Here is a 19,603-nt window from a genome sequence, read left to right on the forward strand (position 1 = left end):
AGGTTCTGTCGTATCTGTTGTAAATGGTAGAAAAATTAGGTATAGCCAAAAAAAAGATATAGCTATGCCATTTCATATTTCTAACAAACTGGTTCTAAAGAAGGTTTTATTCTTACCATAGCTCACCACCAACAGTTTGTATAAAATGTAATCAACTTTTGCCCCTTTTTGAGTAAAAATTGTAATGTAAGTTGACCCCTAACCTAATCATGCTAAAACCTAGTTAAGATATAACTTCTAGAGTTTTAATTTTCAATTCTTATGGGGTCAGTTTTAATTACAAACGGATATTATCATGTCCAAATTATAATATTTCGTGTCATATTTCTTACCATCTGATGCAGTATGTGCAAAAATTGCACATACTGTGTTATTAAGCTCCTCTTCTGCTAAGATTTTATTAATATGTTTAGTAATTACTGTTCTATCTTTATCAAAAAGTTCTGCTATCTGTTGTTGAGTAAGCCATACCGTGTCATCATATATTTGTACGTCAACTTTGGTTTCACCATTTTCAGTTTGATAAATAACTAACTGATTATTTTGCATTTTATTCATAGATATTCCTAATTATTTTAAATGCATTTACAAAAATGTTTATTTCTAACCAACGCGGTTTTTCTAAAAAACAAATATGGGGTCAAATTACAGAAACGGGGTAAAAGCGAACTAGCAGCATGAAATTTGCCCAAAATAACTTCTTTTTATAAAACATATCATAGCATAAATTATAACGTCCCATCTATGCATTCCTTGAGATATATACCTTGGAACAACTAAAGCTAGGCATATTTTTTAGCAAAATTTAGCTTTGCCCCTGCTTTTGAATGGTCTCCTATTTTAGCAAAATAATACGTTTTCAAAAAGAAAAGTATTTTATATCTAACTTGTGTAATGGTTGATATTAGTTTACAATCTAATCTGCTATTACAATTATAAGAAATAGAGAGAAGTTTACCATGCGTGTGTTTATAGTAAAAAATTATAAGTAGTTTTAAGAAGATGACAAAAAAACAGAATATTCAAGAAGTTTCGGTTAAAAGTACTAAGGATCAGATCTTAGCAGCCTATAATGAGGTGGTAACAAAATTAACTGAAAAACAGGTTGCGAGTCCTCAAGAACATAAAAAGCAGGAAGAGAAACAACAAATAGTAACCAAAGCAATCAATAATTCATCGGATGATATATTAGCTGACTTAAGTACTTTAAAATCAAAGACTATTAAAAAAATTGATAATTTATCAGAACAATTGTTGGATGAGTTTCAAAAATTAGCCAATTTGCGTGAGGCTATTATTTTAGAACAAACGCATCTACAGGAACTATATCAAATTCATGAAACAGCAAATACTTTATCAGCTTTATTGCAAGCTCAATCTGAACAAAAAGAGTGTTTTGAGCTAGAAATGCAGCAAATAAAACAGAATTTTCAACAGGAAATGGCTAGTGAAAAATCTCATTGGCAACAACAACGTACAATTCTCGAGCAAGATTACAAGGAACAGAAAGATATTCTTGCAAAAACTAGAAAGCGTGAGGAAGAAGAATATAGTTATGCTTTGGAATTAAAGCGTCGCAAAGAAACTGATGAATATAATAACAAAAGAGCCATTATGGAAAAGGAATTATCTGACTTAAAAGATAATTTACTAAGACGAGAAGCTGATTTAGTAGCAAAAGAGCAGGACTATGATGTTTTAAAAGTGCAAGTGGAAGAAATGCCAAACAAAATAAAAGAGGCTATGGCAAATGCCGAAGAATTGTTACGTACACAATTATTACAACAATATGAGTTTGATAGCCAATTGAAGCAGAAAGAATATGATGGCATATTAAAACTAAACGAGCAGAGTATTGGTTATCTTGAAGAGAAAATCAAGAAACAGGAAACATATATAAAAGAACTGACTGAGAAAGCAGATAATGCAACTAAGCAGGTACAATCAATTGCTTGCCGTGCCTTAGATACTTCGGGTCAACGCTTTGTGACTTTGGGTACAAGTAAGACTGAAGAAAAAAGTTGATATTTGTAACAACAACAAATGCTCCAAATACTATAGTAGCACCAAGGATGATCCTAACTGGCACTGATGACTTTAGGCAGTTATTGCAGAGCAAGGTGGAGCAAGACAGGTGTGTGGTATCCAAAGCACAAATTCCCGCCGATAAACTAGGATGCTCTATGTACCTTATATGTGTGATTTATAGACCTTGTTGCAACAGAGATGTAAGATAAAATAGTATCTAATTATTAAAAAACTTGATTACTACAGCTTGTTATAATAGGAATTAAGTTAGAGACTTATAAGGTCATTTGTAATGGATGCTAAGATTAAGTTGCGTTTGAGTTGGATTAAGTTATATAAACAGTTAGAGCATGCAGGAAAGGTATGCGAACATTATGGTATTTCACGCTTTACATTACGCAAGTGGTACAAACGCTATGAAGTATTAGGTAAAAATGGTTTGTGTGATATTAGTAGTAAGCCCAAAAACTTTCCTTTTCAAAAAAGAAGTGAAGTTGATGAAAATCTTATACTTAAGTTAAGGAAAGAAAGGAATCTAGGATCACGACGCATTCATAGTGAATTAAAGCGTTTATATGGTATCTCATTTTCTACAGCTACTATACATAAAGTGCTTAAAAAACATAATGTAGCTCCGTTGAATTAAAAACGTCATTATCGTAAACAGATTAAACGTTATAGTTCCAAGATTCTAGGAGAAAGGGTGCAAATGGACGTTTGTAAAATTGACAGGCATCATGATCTAGATGCTACTTATCGGATGATGGACAAATTACATGAGCAAATACCTAAAATTAAAGAATTATGCTTTAAAAACACCCTAACCTTGATTCCTAATAAAGAGATTAGCCTAGTATTTTTTGATGTTACTACACTATACTTTGAATCAGTAGAAATAGATGAGCTAAGAGCCTTTGGCTATAGTAAAGATCATCGCTTTAATACTACCCAACTAGTTCTTGCCCTAGCAACTAATGAGGATGGATTACCACTCGGCTATGAGCTGTTTAGTGGTAATACCGCAGAAGTTAGCACCTTAATTAAATCAATTAACAGCTGGCAAGCGTATCTTAAAGTTAAAGATGTCTGTTTTATTGCTGATCGTGCAATGTTTAGTAAAGCTAACTTGCAAGCTCTCGATGAAGGTGGTTATCGTTATATTGTGGCAGCAAAGCTTAAAACACTCAAGAAAGAAAAGAAAGAAGAAATATTATCAGAGGAAAACTATAAGCCTACTGTTATAGGCAATGATCTTACTTGGATTGCCGATCTAGAGCATGATGGTAAACGTCTAATTACCAGTTATAAATCTAAAAGGGCTATTAATGATGCACAGGAGCGACAAAAAATTTTAGATAAAATTAATAAGACTATTGGTGAGTCTGGTAGTACTAAAAAACTTATATCTAATAGTGGAGTAAAAAAATATACTTCTAGTGAAAATGGCAAGAGCTATATTGACGCAGAGAAGATAGAGCAGGATGCGTTGTGGGATGGCATGCATGGGGTAATCACCAATGACCAGACTATAACTCCACATGAAGCAATAGCAAAATATGCTAGATTATGGGTAATTGAAGAGCAATTTAGAATCAATAAACATAATTTACAAATGCGTCCAATTTTTCACTGGACTAAACAAAGGATAGAAGCACACATAGCTGTGTGTTATATGAGTTTTGCAGTGCTTAAAACTATAGAATACAAGGTTGCTCTGACCCAAAAGATCAGTGTAACTAACATCGTTGAATTATTAATATCAGTACAGGCTTCAATCTTAAGACATACAAAGACTGGTGATCTTTATAGACTACCAAGTGCAATAAAAAACGAAGCTAGAAAAATCTATAAAACCTTTAACATCAAACGTTCAGACCATGCTGCAATATATTTAAAATAACAAAATAATGTTGTGCCTAAATTTTAAAAATCCCAGCACTATAAGCCTTCTAAGCTTATGCCTTATTAAAAAATGCGGAAGTCGGGAAGAAATGATTACATTTTTTCATCAACTTGATAGCATGAATCTCTCGTTTGAAAGTATTGAAGACAATTTAATAATTGATAGAAGTAAGTAGCACATTACATTTAACGCAATTCATTTCTACCAAAATTTTAAATTTCAAATAGAACAATTTGAAGATGAGTGATTAACAGGACTTAGAATAAGACAAAATAATTTGGCTCAATTTAGGCAATAGAAATAAATTTACATAACAACTTTAATAGTTGCAAATAAAGTTAGCCAAGCTGATTTATAGAATCATTTAATCTTAGTCACAAATTGTCCTTGATTGCTGGAATTCGTGTTTATTATTGCAAGCCGATACACTTAGCTTTTGCAGGCAATTCTCTAAAAAGCAAATCTATTGATTAGAAGTATATTTTATTATAATTTACTTCTTTTGGTATCGGCATCTTAATGATGATATCTTAAATCCCAATATAATGCAAATCAAACAATTTCATTATTCATTATTTCTTTATGCTTGTTGGTTTTGAGATTTTATGGCTATTACAAGCAGATTTTAGTTTTTCTCCAGCAGAGAATTTAGGTTGCACATAAGCTGCAATATTAATTGTTTCACCAGTTCTTGGGTTTTTTCCAGCTCTAGCTGCAACTTTACTAGAGTAAAACTTACCAAAACCTACTAGCATTATTTCTTTACCTTCGGCAAGTATAGAAGTCACTGATTTAGTAAAGATATTAATAACCTTTTCAGCTTCACTTTTAGTACAACCTTCTCTATTTGCTATATACTCAATTAGTTCTATTTTGTGCATGGAAACCTCCTTGAGATTATAATCTAGTGTGATTACTCTCACTAAAAACTTAATAATAGTTGAAATCTAGAATTTTTAATACCTTAAATCAATAAATTTTTGTTATTTGACTGTAAGTTACCTAATTGAATGGCGTAATTTTAGCCATTAATGATAGAATAATGACTTAAACAAGTATTTGGTTTAGCACAATGAATCAAGATAGATTGTACTTTAAAAGATTACAAATGCTAGAAACTCAAATAAAAAGGCGAGGCATTCAAGATGAACAAGTGTTGCGTGCTATGCACATTATTCCTAGACACTTTTTTGTTCCTGAAACTCTTAAGGATTACGCCTATGAAGATGAACCTTTGAAAATAGGATATGGTCAAACTATTTCTCAACCATACATAACGCGAGTTGCCAATTAATTGTTAAGCACAAAGCTGAATTTCATCAAGCCTTTGAAGGTAACTTATAGCATTAAAAGGCTCAAAATTAGTTATATTTTAAAATATAGCTAATTATAACGAACATTTTAACTACGACTTCTAGTTGTAAGCTGTTTTAAATAAGGGTTTACCTATATAATTAATTGGCAACTCGCGTTTGTTTAGTAGTCTTGACAACTACATATGAATATATTAGAATACAATGTATTCACAATACATGACATTATTATGACCACAATTACTACACGTATTCCAAATGATTTAAATAACTCTTTATCTTTGATAGCTAAATCAATGGAAAGATCAAAAAGCTATATTGTTCATAAAGCAATTGAAAGCTACATTAAAGAACAACTAGAAGATATAGAGGATGCAGAAGATGCTTTAGCTAGGATGAAAAGTCCAAACAGAAAATTTTATACTTCTGAAGAAATGAAACAAAGATTAGAAGAAAGATATCGTACAAAGCATGCTTTATAAAACTAAATAGGAGGAAAAAGAAGATGCAGATTTATCAAATATTTCTCCTGATATCGCTTTAAAAATATACAATATAAGTGGAAAACATCGATGCCACAAAAATTAGGAAAGCCGTTAATTGGTAAATACAAAGGTCTTTATCGATATAGATACGGTAACTACAGAATACTTTATGAAATTGATTTAGAAAATAGTTTGGTCATTATAAATAAAATAGGACATAGAAGTAATATTTATTAGTTTAGAATTTCTATATTGATTTATATTATTAGTAAAGGTAGTAGGCTACTTATAACAGTTGGTAAGAAAATAAAAAGTCTAATAATTGCCGGTGGTGATAGATGCCAATTTTATTTTTAGCATTTGTTATATGTTTTTCTGCAGTTCTATACGATATGCCTAGTCTAGCTGCTATGTGCTTTTTAGGAAAGCCAAGAGCTGCAAGTGTAAGACATTCCATAGCTCTTTGAGTAAGAATGAAAGACTTGCCTAAATATTTTACGTTAATTTTAGTTGTTTGCATAATAGGGTTATTTTAGTTAGTTGCTTAAAACCCTTTCAGGAAATAATTCTGCCAAGCTATTGGGGCTAAAAATTTTTACGTATAAGTTATTGTTGTGTAAGTTTTGGCAGTATGAATTACTGCATCTTATACTACCTAGAACTAGGTTAACATAAAGACTTACAAGACTAATAAACTGTTCAAAAGATTCAAAGTGGCTAAGGTAATAGCTAATAATTTCTGGACTATTAGTTGATGGCAAAAAATAAAACCCTTCAATTTTATCTTTTGTTCTTTGGTAAATGACAAAACTGTTACATGCTTGCTGACTGTAGAATTGTATTAGAGATTGGTAGCTGAGATTTTTATTTTGGATATTGTGGCTATTGTCAATATTTTTGGTGCAAAAATTTCGGGTACAAAAACCCATAGTTGTGCCATTGCTTAAAAATTGGCGATAGCCAAATTCTTGAATCTGTAAGTTAAACGTATCAGTTAATTGGTCAATCAGTTTTGCTTGTAATACATTTTTTACTAAACCAGTAAACACAACTTCATTGATTAAACACTGGTGCATTAGCCACTCACTCATTGAATATTTAATCATTTTTTTACCATTTTGTTTATGCTTACTCTCACTATTTTTGTAAATTTCGTTAGACTTCTCGCATAATACTACTTCTGTTGGTGATTTAGACAATGAGTCTAGACTCAAATCCGTAACAGAGTTTGAGTGTGCTGCGGGTTGAGGCTCTAGGTCTCCTTCAAATCCTTGCACAGAAGCGAATTCTGCAAGAAGTCTATTAACTGGCTCCATTGAAGTAAGCTGAGTTTGAGATTTTTTTAAGGTAGTTTTGTCCATAATTTTTTCTCTAATTGCCTTTATTAATCACAGTATGACAAGGTTTTTTTTATAAAACAATAGGCTCTTATATTTTAACGGTCTTGATAATGACCAATATAACGTTTGGTTAAGATTATTATTGTGCATCTTTACTACCGTTAGATGATTTTTCACTTGAAGTTGGTAAGGTCATATTTTCCTAGTTTCTAGTTTTTTTAATAGCTATGCGTAATTGCTATCTTGGTTCTTTACTTCACCTTTTCCTCTATCTTCTCACCTTAATAAACCATCGATAGCAATTACTATTGCGATAGTATGAAAGATTTTTACCTTGTGCAATAGGATGTTCATGGCATGCAACGATAATTTGTCTTATAAAGCTAAAGGGAAAGCAAAAAATAGCTGGAATTAGTTCATGTTATGATACAAGGTTTAAAAACATCGTTGTATTTCAGAAGTGAAGTAAGCAAAAGATTTTGGACGTTCTAGATTTTGCTTGCTAACACGCTGGAGTATTAGGGCAATTTTTTGATAGATAGAATCGATACTAATACCAGCTTTTATCCATTCAACTAGCAAAAATTGATCCTTGGGGAAAAGCATACTATGCTCACTAAAGAGTAATTGCAGTTTATTATATAATTCGTGATAAACGGTTAATTGTTTTGAGTTATCCACAGACCTATCTATATCATCTAATCTTAAATCAATATCTTTCTTTTTAGACGCACGTGCGTAGCATTGCAATTGCATATGCTGTGGCATTGCAGTTGCATATGCTGTAGCATCATTTAATTTACAATTTTTGCTTCCTATTGATGTAATATTTTCAATTATTTTATCATCGATATTGCAATTCTGTTTACCCCATCTCTTCCGAGCTTTCAGAGAATTTTTTTGTGATATTAAAATAGTTTTTTGGTATTCTTTTTTGAGTTCAGTATGGGTAAATGTTTTGTCAGAAAAAATAAAAAAATTTTGTAAAATTTTTTTGTAATTTTGCCATTTTTTTGGTGTAATACGTAAATAATGAGCAATTTTTGTATCATCATGTGGTAGTTTTCCACCACTTATCCACATATGTTCCAATAGACGAATATAAACACCATATTCATCATGTTTTAGTAACTCTGCATCCTTAATAATAGCCGATGGGTAAAAGGGTTTATGGTAAAATTCTGTCATAATTAATGTCCTTGTTAATTAATATAAATTAGTAAAATATCGAGGCTAAAAAGACAGTTCATTCTATGAAACCAAAAAAAATCTTTAAAAAATTGGAAAAAAGTTCTAATTTTCTTTAGATTTTCTGAAAATTTTCTACTAGATTTTACAGTTTTTGTAGTTTTTAAAAACTTATCCACGCATTTTCCACAAAATTATCCACAATATTTGCGAATAATTTTAATACTACTAATAGTTGTTTAGTAGCATTTTATAATTAATAATTTTATAAAAATTACTTATGTAAAAAGATAATGCTAAATTATTAAGAGAATATTAGGTAACGATTAAAACTTAAAATAACCATGAGAAATTGGACAATCAAATATCCTGTAAACAGATATATGAGTTATTTTACTGTCTTATATAACCAGCTCTTCATAGTTATTTAATGTGCTTTAAACATCAGAAATATGGAAATTATTATCTGATACATAAGAGTTATTGATTGGATTTTGATATGTTAATTACGCTTGATATACTAATCATCACGAAAAGAATTAGCATGTAATGTTTCTTTCTCAAATAATTTATCAGAAAGCCTATGGAAATCATTAGCTAAAACTGCCCCCAAAGTTGCAATATAAATTTTAACAATGACATCATGCTTTGGCATAACATCTTCATGGATATATTTATGTACTTGACTTCTATTCTTACCTATTTTCTTAGCAAATATATGAATTTGCATTTGTTGCAGCTCTAACCACTTTTCTAATCTCATATAGCCTTAAAATAATTAACCCGTAAATTGTAGATATCTTCATTTAAAAAATCATCGTTTGCTAAATACTCCAAAAGATTTAGTAATTAGTTCATTACAGGAACTAATTACTAAATCTTTTACAAAACTATATCGCTTATAAAGCTAAAGTTAAAGGCAACTGGTTTTAGAAAACAAGTTGTTTTCTGTTACATATCATGAACTCGTAGTTGTGTAATGTAAAATTATGTTGGATGCTAAGATAAAATTATAAAAATAAGAAGAGCTGAAAATATTATGCCTATAAAAGAATGTAATGAACGTACCAAAGAAGAAATCTATGCTAGCATAGTCTTTAGGATAAAAGTAATGTACCATAACAAAATCACTGACTCAGAAGCTCATGAAGCTGCGAGAAACTTAATTGACTTCTGTCAAGAAATTATCGATTATAAGATGAAAAAGCAAAGGACTGAGCAAAGTAAGGTCAACAAGACAATTATTTCTACAATAACCTAAAATTATCAATGACAAAAAAATGTTACACTTGGCTCTAATACTGGGGTTACTTGGATAATTTAATGCAAACTCAACTTGACTTGTCCAGTATTTAATCTATCTCTGAATGCATAATACTTATTAATTTAAACTCTAATTTATTATTACTATTATCAAAGGGAAAAATATGACAAACTCAGCACAAAAAGCCATAATTTTAGTTCGTGTTTCAACAAAAGAACAAGAAGAAGGACACTCTATCGAAGCACAAAAACACAGATTGTTGGAATATTGCCAACGCAAAAACCTAGAAATTATCCAAATCTTTGAAATTATCGAATCTTCCAGCAGAGGTGATCGCAAACAATTTAAAGAGATGATCAAATTTGCTAAAAGCCATAGAGAAACAATTGCTATAGTTGCTGATAAAGTAGATCGAGTACAAAGAAGAATCTCAGAAATTTCATTATTGGAAGAACCAATAAAAGCTGGTAAAATAGAATTACACTTTAGAACAGAAGGTTATGTAATAAACAAAGATTCTCAATCCCATGCAAGGCTAATGTGGGGGATGAACGTATTAATGGCACAATCTTACGTTGATAGTTTAAGTGATAACGTTAAAAGGAGTCTAGATCATAAATTACGTAAAGGACAATGGATAGGTCCAGCACCCCTTGGGTATCTAAATAGCAGAGACGCAAGTGGCAATAGTATAATAATTCTTGATCAGTCTAGAGCTTTTATTATCACAAAACTATTTGAAGAATATGCGAGCGGGATCTATACTCTTAGGTCTATGGTAAACATGGCTAAAGAATTAGGCTTAAGAAGTAAAAAGAATTGTCACCTAAATAAAACTGTTATACATCGTTTAATACAACAACCATTTTATTACGGTGAAATGAGAGTAAAAGGAGAGATGTGGTCACATGGTTATCAACCTATTATAACAAGAGAGATTTTTATGGCATGTAAAGATGTACGTTTAGGCTGGAAGAAGAAGCCATTCAAATATGGTGGGAAAGATTTTCTCTTTAGAGGATTAATCACCTGTGCTGTAACTGGCAAAATGGTAACATCTGAAATTCATAGTAAAACATATCCAAACGGTAAAGTGGATGAATGGATATATTTAGCTACTTGGGATCCACAGAACTTAGACAAGAAAATATATATAAGGGAAGATGAGGTTTTAAAGCAAATAGAAGAGGTTTTTAAAAGAATAGGTATAAGGGACCCGGAAATGCTAAAAGAGACCCTTGCATACCTAAGAAACACTAATGAGCTAAAAAAAACTGAGCATGACCAAGCAACCTCTATGTTAAAGAAAGAACATACCGAAAATGAGAATAGATTAAATTCATTAATAGATTTGCGACTCAATGGAGAACTTAGCACAGAAGAATTTCAAAGAAAAAAACAACAATTAAAAGATCGTCAATATGAAATTGATCGTTTACTAAAAACTTATGATGAAGCAGACGATAAATTTACTGATACCGCTACAACGCTAATAACTCTAGCATCGCAAGGCCTATGAAACTTTTAAAGGTTCTGAAAGCCCTCAAAAACGCAAAATGATAAATTTCGTATTTCAGAACCTTAAACGTCAGGGGCAAAAAACTTGAGACCTCTCTACGTTTCCCGTTCGATATTTTTGAAAAAACGACGACTTGTACCACAGTGGCGGGCTGCATGGTGTACGTTGCGAACTTTTTACCAATTTAGGTTAGAATTTTTGCAAATCCCTTTAAAGCCTAATTATAACAAAGCTCTAGCCTTAACAGGACTTTTATAGTTAGCCCCAAATAACCTAAAGAGTAAATTTTAGTCATAGGGGTAAAGAATTTATGTATGCAATATTTTTCTTAATCAATTTGGTATTTTAGCACTACTTTTTTGCCACAAAAGGCTATAGAGATTTTTACAATCTTCTTGACATGTTTGTGTCCTTTTACTTTAGCATCATATTGTTTATCTATAATTTGCTTTAAGCCTGTTTTTGCAATGGATTCTAAATTTTCAGCAGGTTTAGCTATTTTATATTCAATAATTAGTGCGTTATCTCTAAGTCCAGCTATAGGGATTAATATATGATCACATCTACCATATCCAGTTTCCTTATTTGATTCTATCATATATTGACTGACTAGGGGAGCAAGCAACCCTCCTATTAAATTATGGTAGTCCTTTTCCTCCGTTAAATCATGATAACTAGTTGATCTTAACAAATACTCTTGTAATCTTTCTCCAAACTCACTGATTTGCTCAGTAATCAATAAACCAATAAAATTATCATATTCATTCATTTTTATGGTTAATTTTTTAGTGAGCCATTTTATTACCCTTTCTACATAGATGTTGCGTACTTCCTTATTAGGAATGGTTAAACAATATCTAGGGTCTTCTTTATTGTCATTAGCAAGAGTTGCGTTCAGATAACCAGTGAATAATAATAAGCTGTAAAATATATTTTGATTATCTTCAATTTCTTCTAAAGAAATTTGCTTATACAACTTCCCTACTATACCTTCTCCCTCTAACAGCTTGGTTAGATCTTCTTGTATTTCATCTGATACAAAAACTTTATCGATAATGCTAGTCCCACCACTATCTAGCCAATAGTGATCAAGCTCGCCCTCCCGTGCAAGACATTGCATAATTGACCATGGATTGTAGATGATCTCTCCACCAAAGGTGTAACCATTATACCAATTTTGAATTTCCTCAGGATTTGTTTTGGTTGGGACAACGGTTAATAGCTCATCAACTTCTGCTTGAGTGAAACCATAAAACTTAGCAAATTTTTTATCAAGTAAGGTATATTCAGTAACATTATTTAAATCAGAAAATAAATTAGCTTTAGCAATACGCAAGATGCCAGTTATTACTCCTTTCTCTAAGTAGGGATTCGTTTTCAAACTGCTACCAAGTATTCCTCTAAATAGCTTAAGAATTTGGTCAAACTCTTTTGTTTTATGTCCAAGTTCTAAATATGCATTATTAATTGGTGTATCATATTCATCTATTAATATGTATACTTTTTGATTAAAATGTTTAAACAATAGTTCGCTTAAGAAGCCTAAACTATCTTTAAGATCGTCTTTATTAAATTCTCCTGTAAAATATCGTTTTAGTTGTTCCTTTTGTACATCATCCAGTAAATTCTTATTTTTTGCTATATAATGTTTTAAATAACGATGTTTTACAAATAACTTAATAACTTGATTTCTTATCCCGTTCTCAATGTCTTGGTAACTGCTGCCCTTAACATCCTTGAAACTTATAGAAATAACCGGATATTGACCTTGGCGTTTCATGCTACTTGCTATGTCTGCAATTTTTAAGGACTTTAACTCTTTAGTTTCATCAAAACCTAAATCTACTGTACCTCCAAGGAATAATTTGTTATTTATCTTTTGTTCTAGTGGTAAAGGCTTGCCGTCCTGATCCACTTCTATTTCAAAAAACTTCTTGAGCATATCCATATTAAGGCTTTTACCCCAACGTCTTGGTCGAGCGATTAGGATAACCTTACCGCTATCTTCTAATAATTCTTTGATCATTAGACTTTTATCAACAAATACATCACTATTAACTACTAAGTCATAGAATTCATCCGTACCTACTAGCATTTTAGGCAGCTTATTACTCTCCTTAACAGTGTCAGCTCCCTTGAGATGTGTGTTAGTGTCTGAAAGTTCAACTATCATATTATTCAATTATATTTATGTTTTTGGTATTAAAATTTTTAGTTAAATTTTAATAAATTATTTTACCGATTAAGTTTTAATAAAATGTGGTAATATGCTGTTTCGATAAAAATATGATATAGTATAGATAAGTTTGATTCAATATAGAATTACATCTCGTGACAACATCATCTAATTATCATAATTGTGTTCATTTAAAAAAATATTGGATAACTAATTAAGGTCTTTTTCTAAACTAGGGTTTTAACAAATATTAATTAAAAAACCCAACGGACTTGGTAAAACGTATAATTGCAGCAAAACTGCTTTGTAATCTTTTAGCATTACAAAGCACATTCTGAACCTGAGTCGCCAAGTAAATTGTTGGTAAATTCTTCATTTACCAAGTCATAATTGTAAAAATTGTGTTCCTGTGCTTTGGTGGCAAAATCTTGCCCTTGAGCAGCAGCATTAACCATAATATTACTAATTTTATTGTAAGCCGCAGCCTTAAAATTTTCATCCTTACTTCTTATCTTCGAGAGAGAGAAGTGTTTGAAGAGGTAGGAAAGTAAGGTTTACAAGAATCCTGCGATAAATTTGTAGTCATGTAAATGATATTTTTTATTTGACAATGCTGGAATTTAGAGATATAATCTCTTTCATGTATATTACAACTGTTCCAAATAGAAATTCTCGTCCTGCAATATTGCTTCGTACCTCTTATCGCGAAGACGGGAAAGTATTAAATAAAACCCTAGCTAACTTAACTAACTGGGATGATTTACGCATTGAGGCTTTTAAGAAGATGCTGAAAGGTGAATTTGATGGTTTAGATGGTGTTCCTGAGGTTGGTGAAAGTTTTGGGACTATTTTTCTACTAAAAAGAATTGCTGATGAAATTGGTATTACTAAGGCTCTTGGTACTAGAAGCAAAGAAGCTTTATTGAGTCTATTTTTGGTTTTAGCACGCTTTGCTCACCAAGGGTCTAGACTTTCCAGCGTGAAATGGGCGAAATCGCATGCGATATCTGATGTATTATCTGTCGATTCATTTGATGAAAACCATTTATATCAGGCTCTAGAATGGTTAGAAGAGAACCAAGAAAAGATCGAATTAAAATTATTTAAAACTTATCAAAAGAAAAATAACAAGCCGCCTGTTATGCTTTTATATGACGTCACTTCCAGCTATTTCGAAGGAACAGAGAATGAACTTGCGGAATATGGGTACAATCGGGATAAAAAGAAGGGTAAAAAGCAAATAGTGATTGGTCTATTAACTGATGATCATGGCGAACCTTTGGCTGTTAGAGTTTTTAAGGGTAATAGTGCTGATCCTTCTACCATTTATGAGCAGATTGAGCTAGTAAAATCTAATTTTGGTATTAAGAATATAGTCTTTGTTGGTGATAAAGGAATGATTAAGGGGACAGGCAAAGAAGCCCTGACCAAAGAAGGGTGGGACTATATTACAACCTTAAGTAAAGTTGAGATTGAAAGCTTAGAGAAAAGCGGAGTTTTGCAATATAGTTTTTTTGAAGAACAGCTATGCGAAGTAACCAGTAATGGTAAAAGATATATTTTAAGGAAAAATGGTTCTATAGCCCGAAAAGTTGAGTTTGATAGGAATACCCGAGTTGAAAAATTGGTTGCAAAGATTGAAGAGCGTAATATATATGTATCAACCCATAAGAAAGCAAAGCCAGAACTTGGTTTAAATAATATTCAAAAAATTGCCAAAGAATGGCGGATAGATAAATTTATCAACCTAAAATTAGATGGCAACCAAATAGTGGTTGAAATTGATCAAGATAAGAAAAAAGAGTTGTTTGCTCTTGATGGTTGTTATGCGATTGAAACACAGATTGAAATTAAACTGATGAGTAAAGAATTGGTTGATAAAGCTTACCATAATTTACATGAAGTAGAATCGAATTTTAGCAGTATGAAGACAGGATTACTCGAAGTAAGACCGATCTTTTTAAGGAAAAGCAACAGAACGAAGGGACATGTATTTGTTTGTATGTTGGCATTAAAAATATGGCACTATATGAAAAATAAGTTGAAACAAGGTTGCGGCGTAACCAAGGATGGTAAATATAATGTGACCATTGAGGAAGCATTAAGAGAGCTGGATAAAGTATGTTTTTTATATTACACAATCAAGGGTTGCAAAGTTATAAGATTACCAAAATTAAGCGAGTTTCAACAAAATTTATTCAATTTATTTGATTTAACGATGCCCCAAATGACAAAATCTGCAAAATGATAAAATAATGGTATGGACCTCCTGATATACAGAATGAAAAGCAGTTGCTAATCTTCTAAAGTTAATATTAAATATTAAAATAACAATCAGGAGGCTAAGATGGAAGTTACCACAATTGGTATAGATATTGCAAAAAGAATTTTCCAAATTCATGGTGTAGATAAAAATGGTAAGACGGTATTAAAGAAAAAATTAATGAGAGATCAAGTTTTAACATTTATGGCTAATTTACCAAAATGTTTGGTAGGGATGGAAGCTTGCGGCGGAGCTAGTTACTGGGCAAGAGAAATAACTAAATTGGGGCATATAGTAAAACTAATGGCTCCACAATTTGTCAAACCGTATGTTAAAACTAATAAAAACGATCAAGCTGACGCTGAAGCTATATGTGAAGCAGTAACAAGACCAAATATGAGGTTTGTACCAATTAAAACTGTAGAACAACAAGATATTTTGTCAATTCATCGGGTAAGAGAGAGATTGGTAAAAAACCGTACGGCACTTGCGAATGAAATTAGAGGATTATTACATGAATTTGGTTTTATTATTCCTCAAGGGATCAATAAGGTTGTAACAAAATTAACTGAGATTTTAGATGAAGGAAATTTGAGTCAGCTAGGTTACCAAACATTTAGTGAACTGAAAGAGGAATTTTTGGATAATGACAAAAAAATAAAAGAGATAGAAAAAAGATTAAAAATAATAGCTAGCAACTTAACTCAATATCAACGATTAACAGCTATACCTGGTCTTGGTTTAATTACTGCTACTGCTTTAATAGCATCAATAGGTAATGCTACAAGTTTTGAGAATGGTAGGCAATTATCGGCATGGCTTGGATTAGTGCCAAGGCAGCATTCCAGTGGAGGGAAAGATAAGTTGCTTGGAATTAGCAAGCGAGGTGATGTTTACTTGCGTACTCTATTGATCCAAGGAGCTAGAGCTGTACTAAATGCCAAGATAAGATTTACATCGGAAGAACAAAAATCTAAAAAAGATTTTAGCAAATTTACGCAGTGGATGTTTAATTTATCTGAGCGAAATGGACATAATAAAACAGTAGTTGCTGTAGCTAATAAACTGGCAAGAGTGGTGTTTGCAGTACTAAGGTCAGGGGATGATTATGTAGAGAGTAAAGTTTGTAGCACAAAGCTATTATAATTAACATAAAATAAATAGTGGTTTATTAATTAATAGGTAAACAAAGAATATGTAAGAGATTCCAACCCGGAATATGCGTGAGATAATAATATTGATGGTAAATAAGACAAACCTTAGCTTACAAAAAAACTGATGACTACAATGGCTCTTTGAAGCCGATAAAATGATAAGTATATAGTAAATTTGTAAGCCAGCGAATTCCATCAGGGCTGTAGGATAAATTACACATAATTTATTAACTATAAGCCGGATACATGTATGCATTTGCATTTTTGCTATTAGATGTTATTTTTTTCTTGCATTTTACAGGAGGTTCATACATGTAGTCAATTTAATTCTACACTCCACTCGTCGCATAATACTCACGTTCTATAGCATAATTTCTGCTCATATTTATCTCGAAGATGAGTTACTTAGGCTGAATGCGTGGTGATAATATTTTTTGGCTTGCTCAAATAAACCTATAGATTCAAAATACTCAGCCTGCTTTAGCATTATATCAGGATTCTCTGCATCTTGTTTTAGCCATGCTTTAAAACATTCTTTTATCCTAACCGCATTATTAATTACTTTATAGCAGTCAATCGCTTTAGCATATTCACCTTTGTTAAAAAATAGCTGACCAAGTTTCTCATATATTGTTGGTAGATGACTATTTGCCTCTATAGCTTTTACATAGTAAGCCAATGCCCCATTTTCACCATTCTGCTCAACTATATTAGCTAAGCAACTATAGGCTATAGCCTTAAGATTCTTGCAGGCAGGAGAGTCCGGATAATCCTCTAGATACTTTATAGCTTTATGATAATAAACTTGGTCAAGCCTATCTTCATCAATAGGCAAATTGCTAACTTGGTACTCAAGATTTTCTGTTACTTTAGCATGGCAAGCCGTTATTAACTCTGCAATCTTGGCATGATCAGGTAATTCAGATTTACAGACACTAGCAAAGAATTTCACATATTCATATTGCTGCTGTAAACAATAACCATAGCTTTGTATCTGATGCTGAAGCTGAATATTACCCGGTTCAGCATATTCAGCAAAAATCTCTAATGCTTGCTGCAAGATTATTATGGCATGTGGTATGCTTACAATTTGATCATAGTTAAGTACTTTCTGTAACTTTGATAATAACTCCAGCTCTAGAAAATATTCATCTTTATTATGCCTTGGCAGTAGGTTATTGTAATGAATTGATGATGGAATCCAATCTTTGACAAGATGATAGTTCTCAGAAAATGCATTGAGTGAATTAGCATCTGAGCATTTAGTTGCATTACCAATAGCTTTAACTATTACCTCTAATAGTTGATTAAAATTATTACTAGCAGTATTTAACAGATGAGATGAACACTCCTGAGCTTTCTTAGAAATAGTTATATTGACCATATCACCTTTAGCATCAGAATATTCGGATGATGTGTTTATTGCCGCAAGTAAGTCAGGTACAACTAACTCACCTTCGTCAGTTGGTTTATAGAATAGATGTATTGAGCCATTATCTTTGAGCTTATTAATCAGTGCCTTATGCCCCTCTGTTGCCCCTTGATTATCTTTTAATATTTTATCTATAGAGTTTTTAATATGCTGAATATTTTTGTTTGGTGGTACATGAGTAAATACTAAAGATATGCTGCCCTTTATAAATTCAATATTATTAAAACTTTTTATAAAATTAGATAACGTTTCAAGGAAATCACTACCTCTATTACTCCTTAAATATGATTCATCTACCACCAACACAAATTTTAGCTGTTCTGTAGTTTCAAAGAGCCTTTTAATATAGAAGCTGTTAGCAATTTCCTGAACAGGATCAGTGTCATTAAAGCCAGGGCAATCCCAAATGATTAGGTTTTTATCTTTAGCAAAACATTTATTAGGAATCTTAGTCTCGGAAGCCATTTTATGACCAATGACAATATCATTAAATGGTTGCTTTGCTTCAATAACCATCTCGTTAGTTTCATCATCAAAAATCGCCTGTAGCTCCCTGCCACTAAACACATGAGCGAGTGTAGTCTTGCCAGCTCCGGTATTACCAAGCAGCAATATCCCATTCTTACCATGTTCCTGCAGGCGGTCATTACCATCTCGGATTAAATTCGATACTTGCTTGATAGTAGCCTGATCATCATTATCAAACTGATTATCCCCATCTGTTACCTCAAATAATTTCACAACAGCTATCTCTGGGACATATTCTTTTACTTTTGCCTCCTCTAGGGCTTTTAATTTAGCTGCTTCTTCTATTGCCTTAGCTTCCTCTTGCTCTCTAAGCTTTGCCTCTTGCGCAAGTCTCTCAGCTTCTTGTCTAGCTTTTTCATCTGCCTCTGCTTGTTGTTGCTGTTTTAGTATCTTAGCGGCTTTTTTAGTAGGATCACTATTAATCTGTAATTCTGTTTCTATCTCCTTTGCTACAACATTTCCTATCTTGTTTCCTCCAAGGTAAAGAGCAATAATATAGGGATTAATCTTTAAGGCTTCTGCTAGAGCTTTCGCTCCTGCATCTCCTATTTGGTTATTTTGAAGGTTAAGAGTAGTAATAGATTTATGATCCTTTAAGCCTTCTGCTAGCGATTTCGCTCCTGCATCTCCTATCTGGTTTTGTATAAGATGAAGATCAGTAATAGATTTAAGATCCTTTAAGGCTTCTGCTAGACCTTTTGCTCCTGCCTCTCCTATCTGGTTATTACCAAGGTTAAGAGAAGCAATAGAGTGATTAATCTTTAAGGCTTCTGCTAGTGTCTGCACTCCAGCATCTCCTATTTGGTTACCATAAAGGGAAATAGTAGTAATAGATTTATTATCCTTTAAGGCTTCGGCTAGCTCCTTTACTTCAGCATCTCCTATCTGTTTATTATAAAGGTAAAGATAAGTAATAGAGTTATTTCTTATTTGTTGTATAATAGTGTTGTCTAATGGCATTTTTTCCTCTCTTTTATTTAGGTCAAAAGTGATAAGTACTTAGTAGTTAT

At 32.0% G+C, this 19,603-nt stretch carries 19 protein-coding genes; 10 read left to right on the forward strand and 9 right to left on the reverse strand.

What is annotated here, in order from left to right; translation table 11 throughout:
- Window positions 1–273: 273 nt before the first annotated feature.
- Entirely contained in the window at window positions 274–558 is a 285-nt protein-coding gene (locus ACFEL1_RS01400; RefSeq protein ID WP_375331226.1) for a hypothetical protein, read from the reverse strand.
- Between the two features lie 444 nt (window positions 559–1,002).
- Between ACFEL1_RS01400 and ACFEL1_RS01405 the strand changes: the two genes are divergently transcribed.
- From ACFEL1_RS01405 to ACFEL1_RS01415, 3 genes are all read left to right on the forward strand, one after another.
- The gene (locus ACFEL1_RS01405; RefSeq protein WP_341760872.1) at window positions 1,003–2,025 is read left to right on the forward strand and encodes a hypothetical protein; all 1,023 of its coding nucleotides are present in this window, start codon (window positions 1,003–1,005) and stop codon (window positions 2,023–2,025) included.
- 295 nt (window positions 2,026–2,320) lie between these two features.
- Entirely contained in the window at window positions 2,321–2,674 is a 354-nt protein-coding gene (locus ACFEL1_RS01410; protein WP_341760870.1) for a helix-turn-helix domain-containing protein, read from the forward strand.
- 63 nt (window positions 2,675–2,737) lie between these two features.
- The gene (locus ACFEL1_RS01415; protein WP_342278560.1) at window positions 2,738–3,928 is read left to right on the forward strand and encodes an IS1634 family transposase; all 1,191 of its coding nucleotides are present in this window, start codon (window positions 2,738–2,740) and stop codon (window positions 3,926–3,928) included.
- Between the two features lie 575 nt (window positions 3,929–4,503).
- On the opposite strand, the gene ACFEL1_RS01420 is transcribed toward ACFEL1_RS01415, so the two are convergent.
- Window positions 4,504–4,812 carry an HU family DNA-binding protein gene (locus tag ACFEL1_RS01420; RefSeq protein ID WP_341751282.1) on the reverse strand — a complete coding sequence of 103 codons (309 nt, stop codon included), beginning with the start codon at window positions 4,810–4,812 and terminating at the stop codon, window positions 4,504–4,506.
- Window positions 4,813–5,003: 191 nt separating this feature from the next.
- On the opposite strand from ACFEL1_RS01420, the gene ACFEL1_RS01425 reads away from it, so the two are divergent.
- From ACFEL1_RS01425 to ACFEL1_RS01435, 3 genes are all read left to right on the forward strand, one after another.
- Window positions 5,004–5,225: a protein-L-isoaspartate O-methyltransferase family protein gene (locus ACFEL1_RS01425; RefSeq protein ID WP_341762374.1), complete on the forward strand. Its 222-nt coding sequence runs from the start codon at window positions 5,004–5,006 to the stop codon at window positions 5,223–5,225.
- Between the two features lie 249 nt (window positions 5,226–5,474).
- Window positions 5,475–5,726, forward strand: a complete 252-nt coding sequence (locus ACFEL1_RS01430; RefSeq protein ID WP_341762375.1) for a ribbon-helix-helix domain-containing protein — start codon at window positions 5,475–5,477, stop codon at window positions 5,724–5,726.
- Between the two features lie 90 nt (window positions 5,727–5,816).
- Complete coding sequence (locus tag ACFEL1_RS01435) at window positions 5,817–5,966, forward strand: type II toxin-antitoxin system RelE family toxin (RefSeq protein ID WP_375331227.1); 150 nt, start codon at window positions 5,817–5,819, stop codon at window positions 5,964–5,966.
- Window positions 5,967–6,015: 49 nt separating this feature from the next.
- On the opposite strand, the gene ACFEL1_RS01440 is transcribed toward ACFEL1_RS01435, so the two are convergent.
- The 4 genes from ACFEL1_RS01440 to ACFEL1_RS01455 form a co-directional block, all read right to left on the reverse strand.
- The gene (locus ACFEL1_RS01440; protein ID WP_341751283.1) at window positions 6,016–6,249 is read right to left on the reverse strand and encodes a helix-turn-helix transcriptional regulator; all 234 of its coding nucleotides are present in this window, start codon (window positions 6,247–6,249) and stop codon (window positions 6,016–6,018) included.
- A gap of 16 nt (window positions 6,250–6,265) precedes the next feature.
- A complete protein-coding gene (locus tag ACFEL1_RS01445) occupies window positions 6,266–7,090 on the reverse strand; it encodes a hypothetical protein (RefSeq protein WP_341762377.1) in 825 nt (274 codons plus the stop codon).
- A 414-nt stretch (window positions 7,091–7,504) separates the two neighbouring features.
- Window positions 7,505–8,257 carry a DUF1376 domain-containing protein gene (locus ACFEL1_RS01450; RefSeq protein ID WP_375331228.1) on the reverse strand — a complete coding sequence of 251 codons (753 nt, stop codon included), beginning with the start codon at window positions 8,255–8,257 and terminating at the stop codon, window positions 7,505–7,507.
- Window positions 8,258–8,777: 520 nt separating this feature from the next.
- A complete protein-coding gene (locus tag ACFEL1_RS01455) occupies window positions 8,778–9,020 on the reverse strand; it encodes a hypothetical protein (protein WP_375331229.1) in 243 nt (80 codons plus the stop codon).
- Window positions 9,021–9,296: 276 nt separating this feature from the next.
- Here ACFEL1_RS01455 and ACFEL1_RS01460 point away from each other — a divergent pair, with 276 nt between their 5' ends.
- Window positions 9,297–9,518 carry a hypothetical protein gene (locus tag ACFEL1_RS01460; protein ID WP_341762380.1) on the forward strand — a complete coding sequence of 74 codons (222 nt, stop codon included), beginning with the start codon at window positions 9,297–9,299 and terminating at the stop codon, window positions 9,516–9,518.
- Window positions 9,519–9,684: 166 nt separating this feature from the next.
- A complete protein-coding gene (locus ACFEL1_RS01465) occupies window positions 9,685–11,040 on the forward strand; it encodes a recombinase family protein (RefSeq protein ID WP_375331230.1) in 1,356 nt (451 codons plus the stop codon).
- Window positions 11,041–11,368: 328 nt separating this feature from the next.
- On the opposite strand, the gene ACFEL1_RS01470 is transcribed toward ACFEL1_RS01465, so the two are convergent.
- Both ACFEL1_RS01470 and ACFEL1_RS01475 read right to left on the reverse strand, forming a co-directional pair.
- Window positions 11,369–13,213, reverse strand: coding sequence for an AAA family ATPase (locus ACFEL1_RS01470; RefSeq protein ID WP_375331231.1), 1,845 nt, complete (start codon window positions 13,211–13,213; stop codon window positions 11,369–11,371).
- A 323-nt stretch (window positions 13,214–13,536) separates the two neighbouring features.
- Window positions 13,537–13,671 carry a hypothetical protein gene (locus tag ACFEL1_RS01475; protein ID WP_375331232.1) on the reverse strand — a complete coding sequence of 45 codons (135 nt, stop codon included), beginning with the start codon at window positions 13,669–13,671 and terminating at the stop codon, window positions 13,537–13,539.
- Window positions 13,672–13,856: 185 nt separating this feature from the next.
- Here ACFEL1_RS01475 and ACFEL1_RS01480 point away from each other — a divergent pair, with 185 nt between their 5' ends.
- The gene (locus tag ACFEL1_RS01480) at window positions 13,857–15,464 is read left to right on the forward strand and encodes an IS1634 family transposase (RefSeq protein WP_375330716.1); all 1,608 of its coding nucleotides are present in this window, start codon (window positions 13,857–13,859) and stop codon (window positions 15,462–15,464) included.
- 99 nt (window positions 15,465–15,563) lie between these two features.
- Entirely contained in the window at window positions 15,564–16,625 is a 1,062-nt protein-coding gene (locus ACFEL1_RS01485; RefSeq protein ID WP_375331233.1) for an IS110 family transposase, read from the forward strand.
- 393 nt (window positions 16,626–17,018) lie between these two features.
- On the opposite strand, the gene ACFEL1_RS01490 is transcribed toward ACFEL1_RS01485, so the two are convergent.
- Entirely contained in the window at window positions 17,019–19,553 is a 2,535-nt protein-coding gene (locus ACFEL1_RS01490; protein WP_375331234.1) for a hypothetical protein, read from the reverse strand.
- Window positions 19,554–19,603: the final 50 nt, after the last annotated feature.

The sequence above is a fragment of the Candidatus Tisiphia endosymbiont of Oplodontha viridula genome (genome assembly GCF_964264865.1).
GTDB lineage: Bacteria > Pseudomonadota > Alphaproteobacteria > Rickettsiales > Rickettsiaceae > Tisiphia.

Bases quoted from the DNA above. Each gene is read 5' to 3' on its own strand.
- ACFEL1_RS01485 (WP_375331233.1), top strand. From the start codon at position 15,564: ATGGAAGTTACCACAATTGGTATAGATATTGCAAAAAGAATTTTCCAA.
- ACFEL1_RS01460 (WP_341762380.1), top strand. From the start codon at position 9,297: ATGCCTATAAAAGAATGTAATGAACGTACCAAAGAAGAAATCTATGCT.
- ACFEL1_RS01410 (WP_341760870.1), top strand. From the start codon at position 2,321: ATGGATGCTAAGATTAAGTTGCGTTTGAGTTGGATTAAGTTATATAAA.
- ACFEL1_RS01450 (WP_375331228.1), bottom strand. From the start codon at position 8,257: ATGACAGAATTTTACCATAAACCCTTTTACCCATCGGCTATTATTAAG.
- ACFEL1_RS01475 (WP_375331232.1), bottom strand. From the start codon at position 13,671: ATGGTTAATGCTGCTGCTCAAGGGCAAGATTTTGCCACCAAAGCACAG.
- ACFEL1_RS01490 (WP_375331234.1), bottom strand. From the start codon at position 19,553: ATGCCATTAGACAACACTATTATACAACAAATAAGAAATAACTCTATT.
- ACFEL1_RS01455 (WP_375331229.1), bottom strand. From the start codon at position 9,020: ATGAGATTAGAAAAGTGGTTAGAGCTGCAACAAATGCAAATTCATATA.
- ACFEL1_RS01480 (WP_375330716.1), top strand. From the start codon at position 13,857: ATGTATATTACAACTGTTCCAAATAGAAATTCTCGTCCTGCAATATTG.
- ACFEL1_RS01445 (WP_341762377.1), bottom strand. From the start codon at position 7,090: ATGGACAAAACTACCTTAAAAAAATCTCAAACTCAGCTTACTTCAATG.
- ACFEL1_RS01425 (WP_341762374.1), top strand. From the start codon at position 5,004: ATGAATCAAGATAGATTGTACTTTAAAAGATTACAAATGCTAGAAACT.
- ACFEL1_RS01470 (WP_375331231.1), bottom strand. From the start codon at position 13,213: ATGATAGTTGAACTTTCAGACACTAACACACATCTCAAGGGAGCTGAC.
- ACFEL1_RS01405 (WP_341760872.1), top strand. From the start codon at position 1,003: ATGACAAAAAAACAGAATATTCAAGAAGTTTCGGTTAAAAGTACTAAG.
- ACFEL1_RS01465 (WP_375331230.1), top strand. From the start codon at position 9,685: ATGACAAACTCAGCACAAAAAGCCATAATTTTAGTTCGTGTTTCAACA.
- ACFEL1_RS01430 (WP_341762375.1), top strand. From the start codon at position 5,475: ATGACCACAATTACTACACGTATTCCAAATGATTTAAATAACTCTTTA.
- ACFEL1_RS01400 (WP_375331226.1), bottom strand. From the start codon at position 558: ATGAATAAAATGCAAAATAATCAGTTAGTTATTTATCAAACTGAAAAT.
- ACFEL1_RS01440 (WP_341751283.1), bottom strand. From the start codon at position 6,249: ATGCAAACAACTAAAATTAACGTAAAATATTTAGGCAAGTCTTTCATT.
- ACFEL1_RS01435 (WP_375331227.1), top strand. From the start codon at position 5,817: ATGCCACAAAAATTAGGAAAGCCGTTAATTGGTAAATACAAAGGTCTT.
- ACFEL1_RS01420 (WP_341751282.1), bottom strand. From the start codon at position 4,812: ATGCACAAAATAGAACTAATTGAGTATATAGCAAATAGAGAAGGTTGT.
- ACFEL1_RS01415 (WP_342278560.1), top strand. From the start codon at position 2,738: ATGGACGTTTGTAAAATTGACAGGCATCATGATCTAGATGCTACTTAT.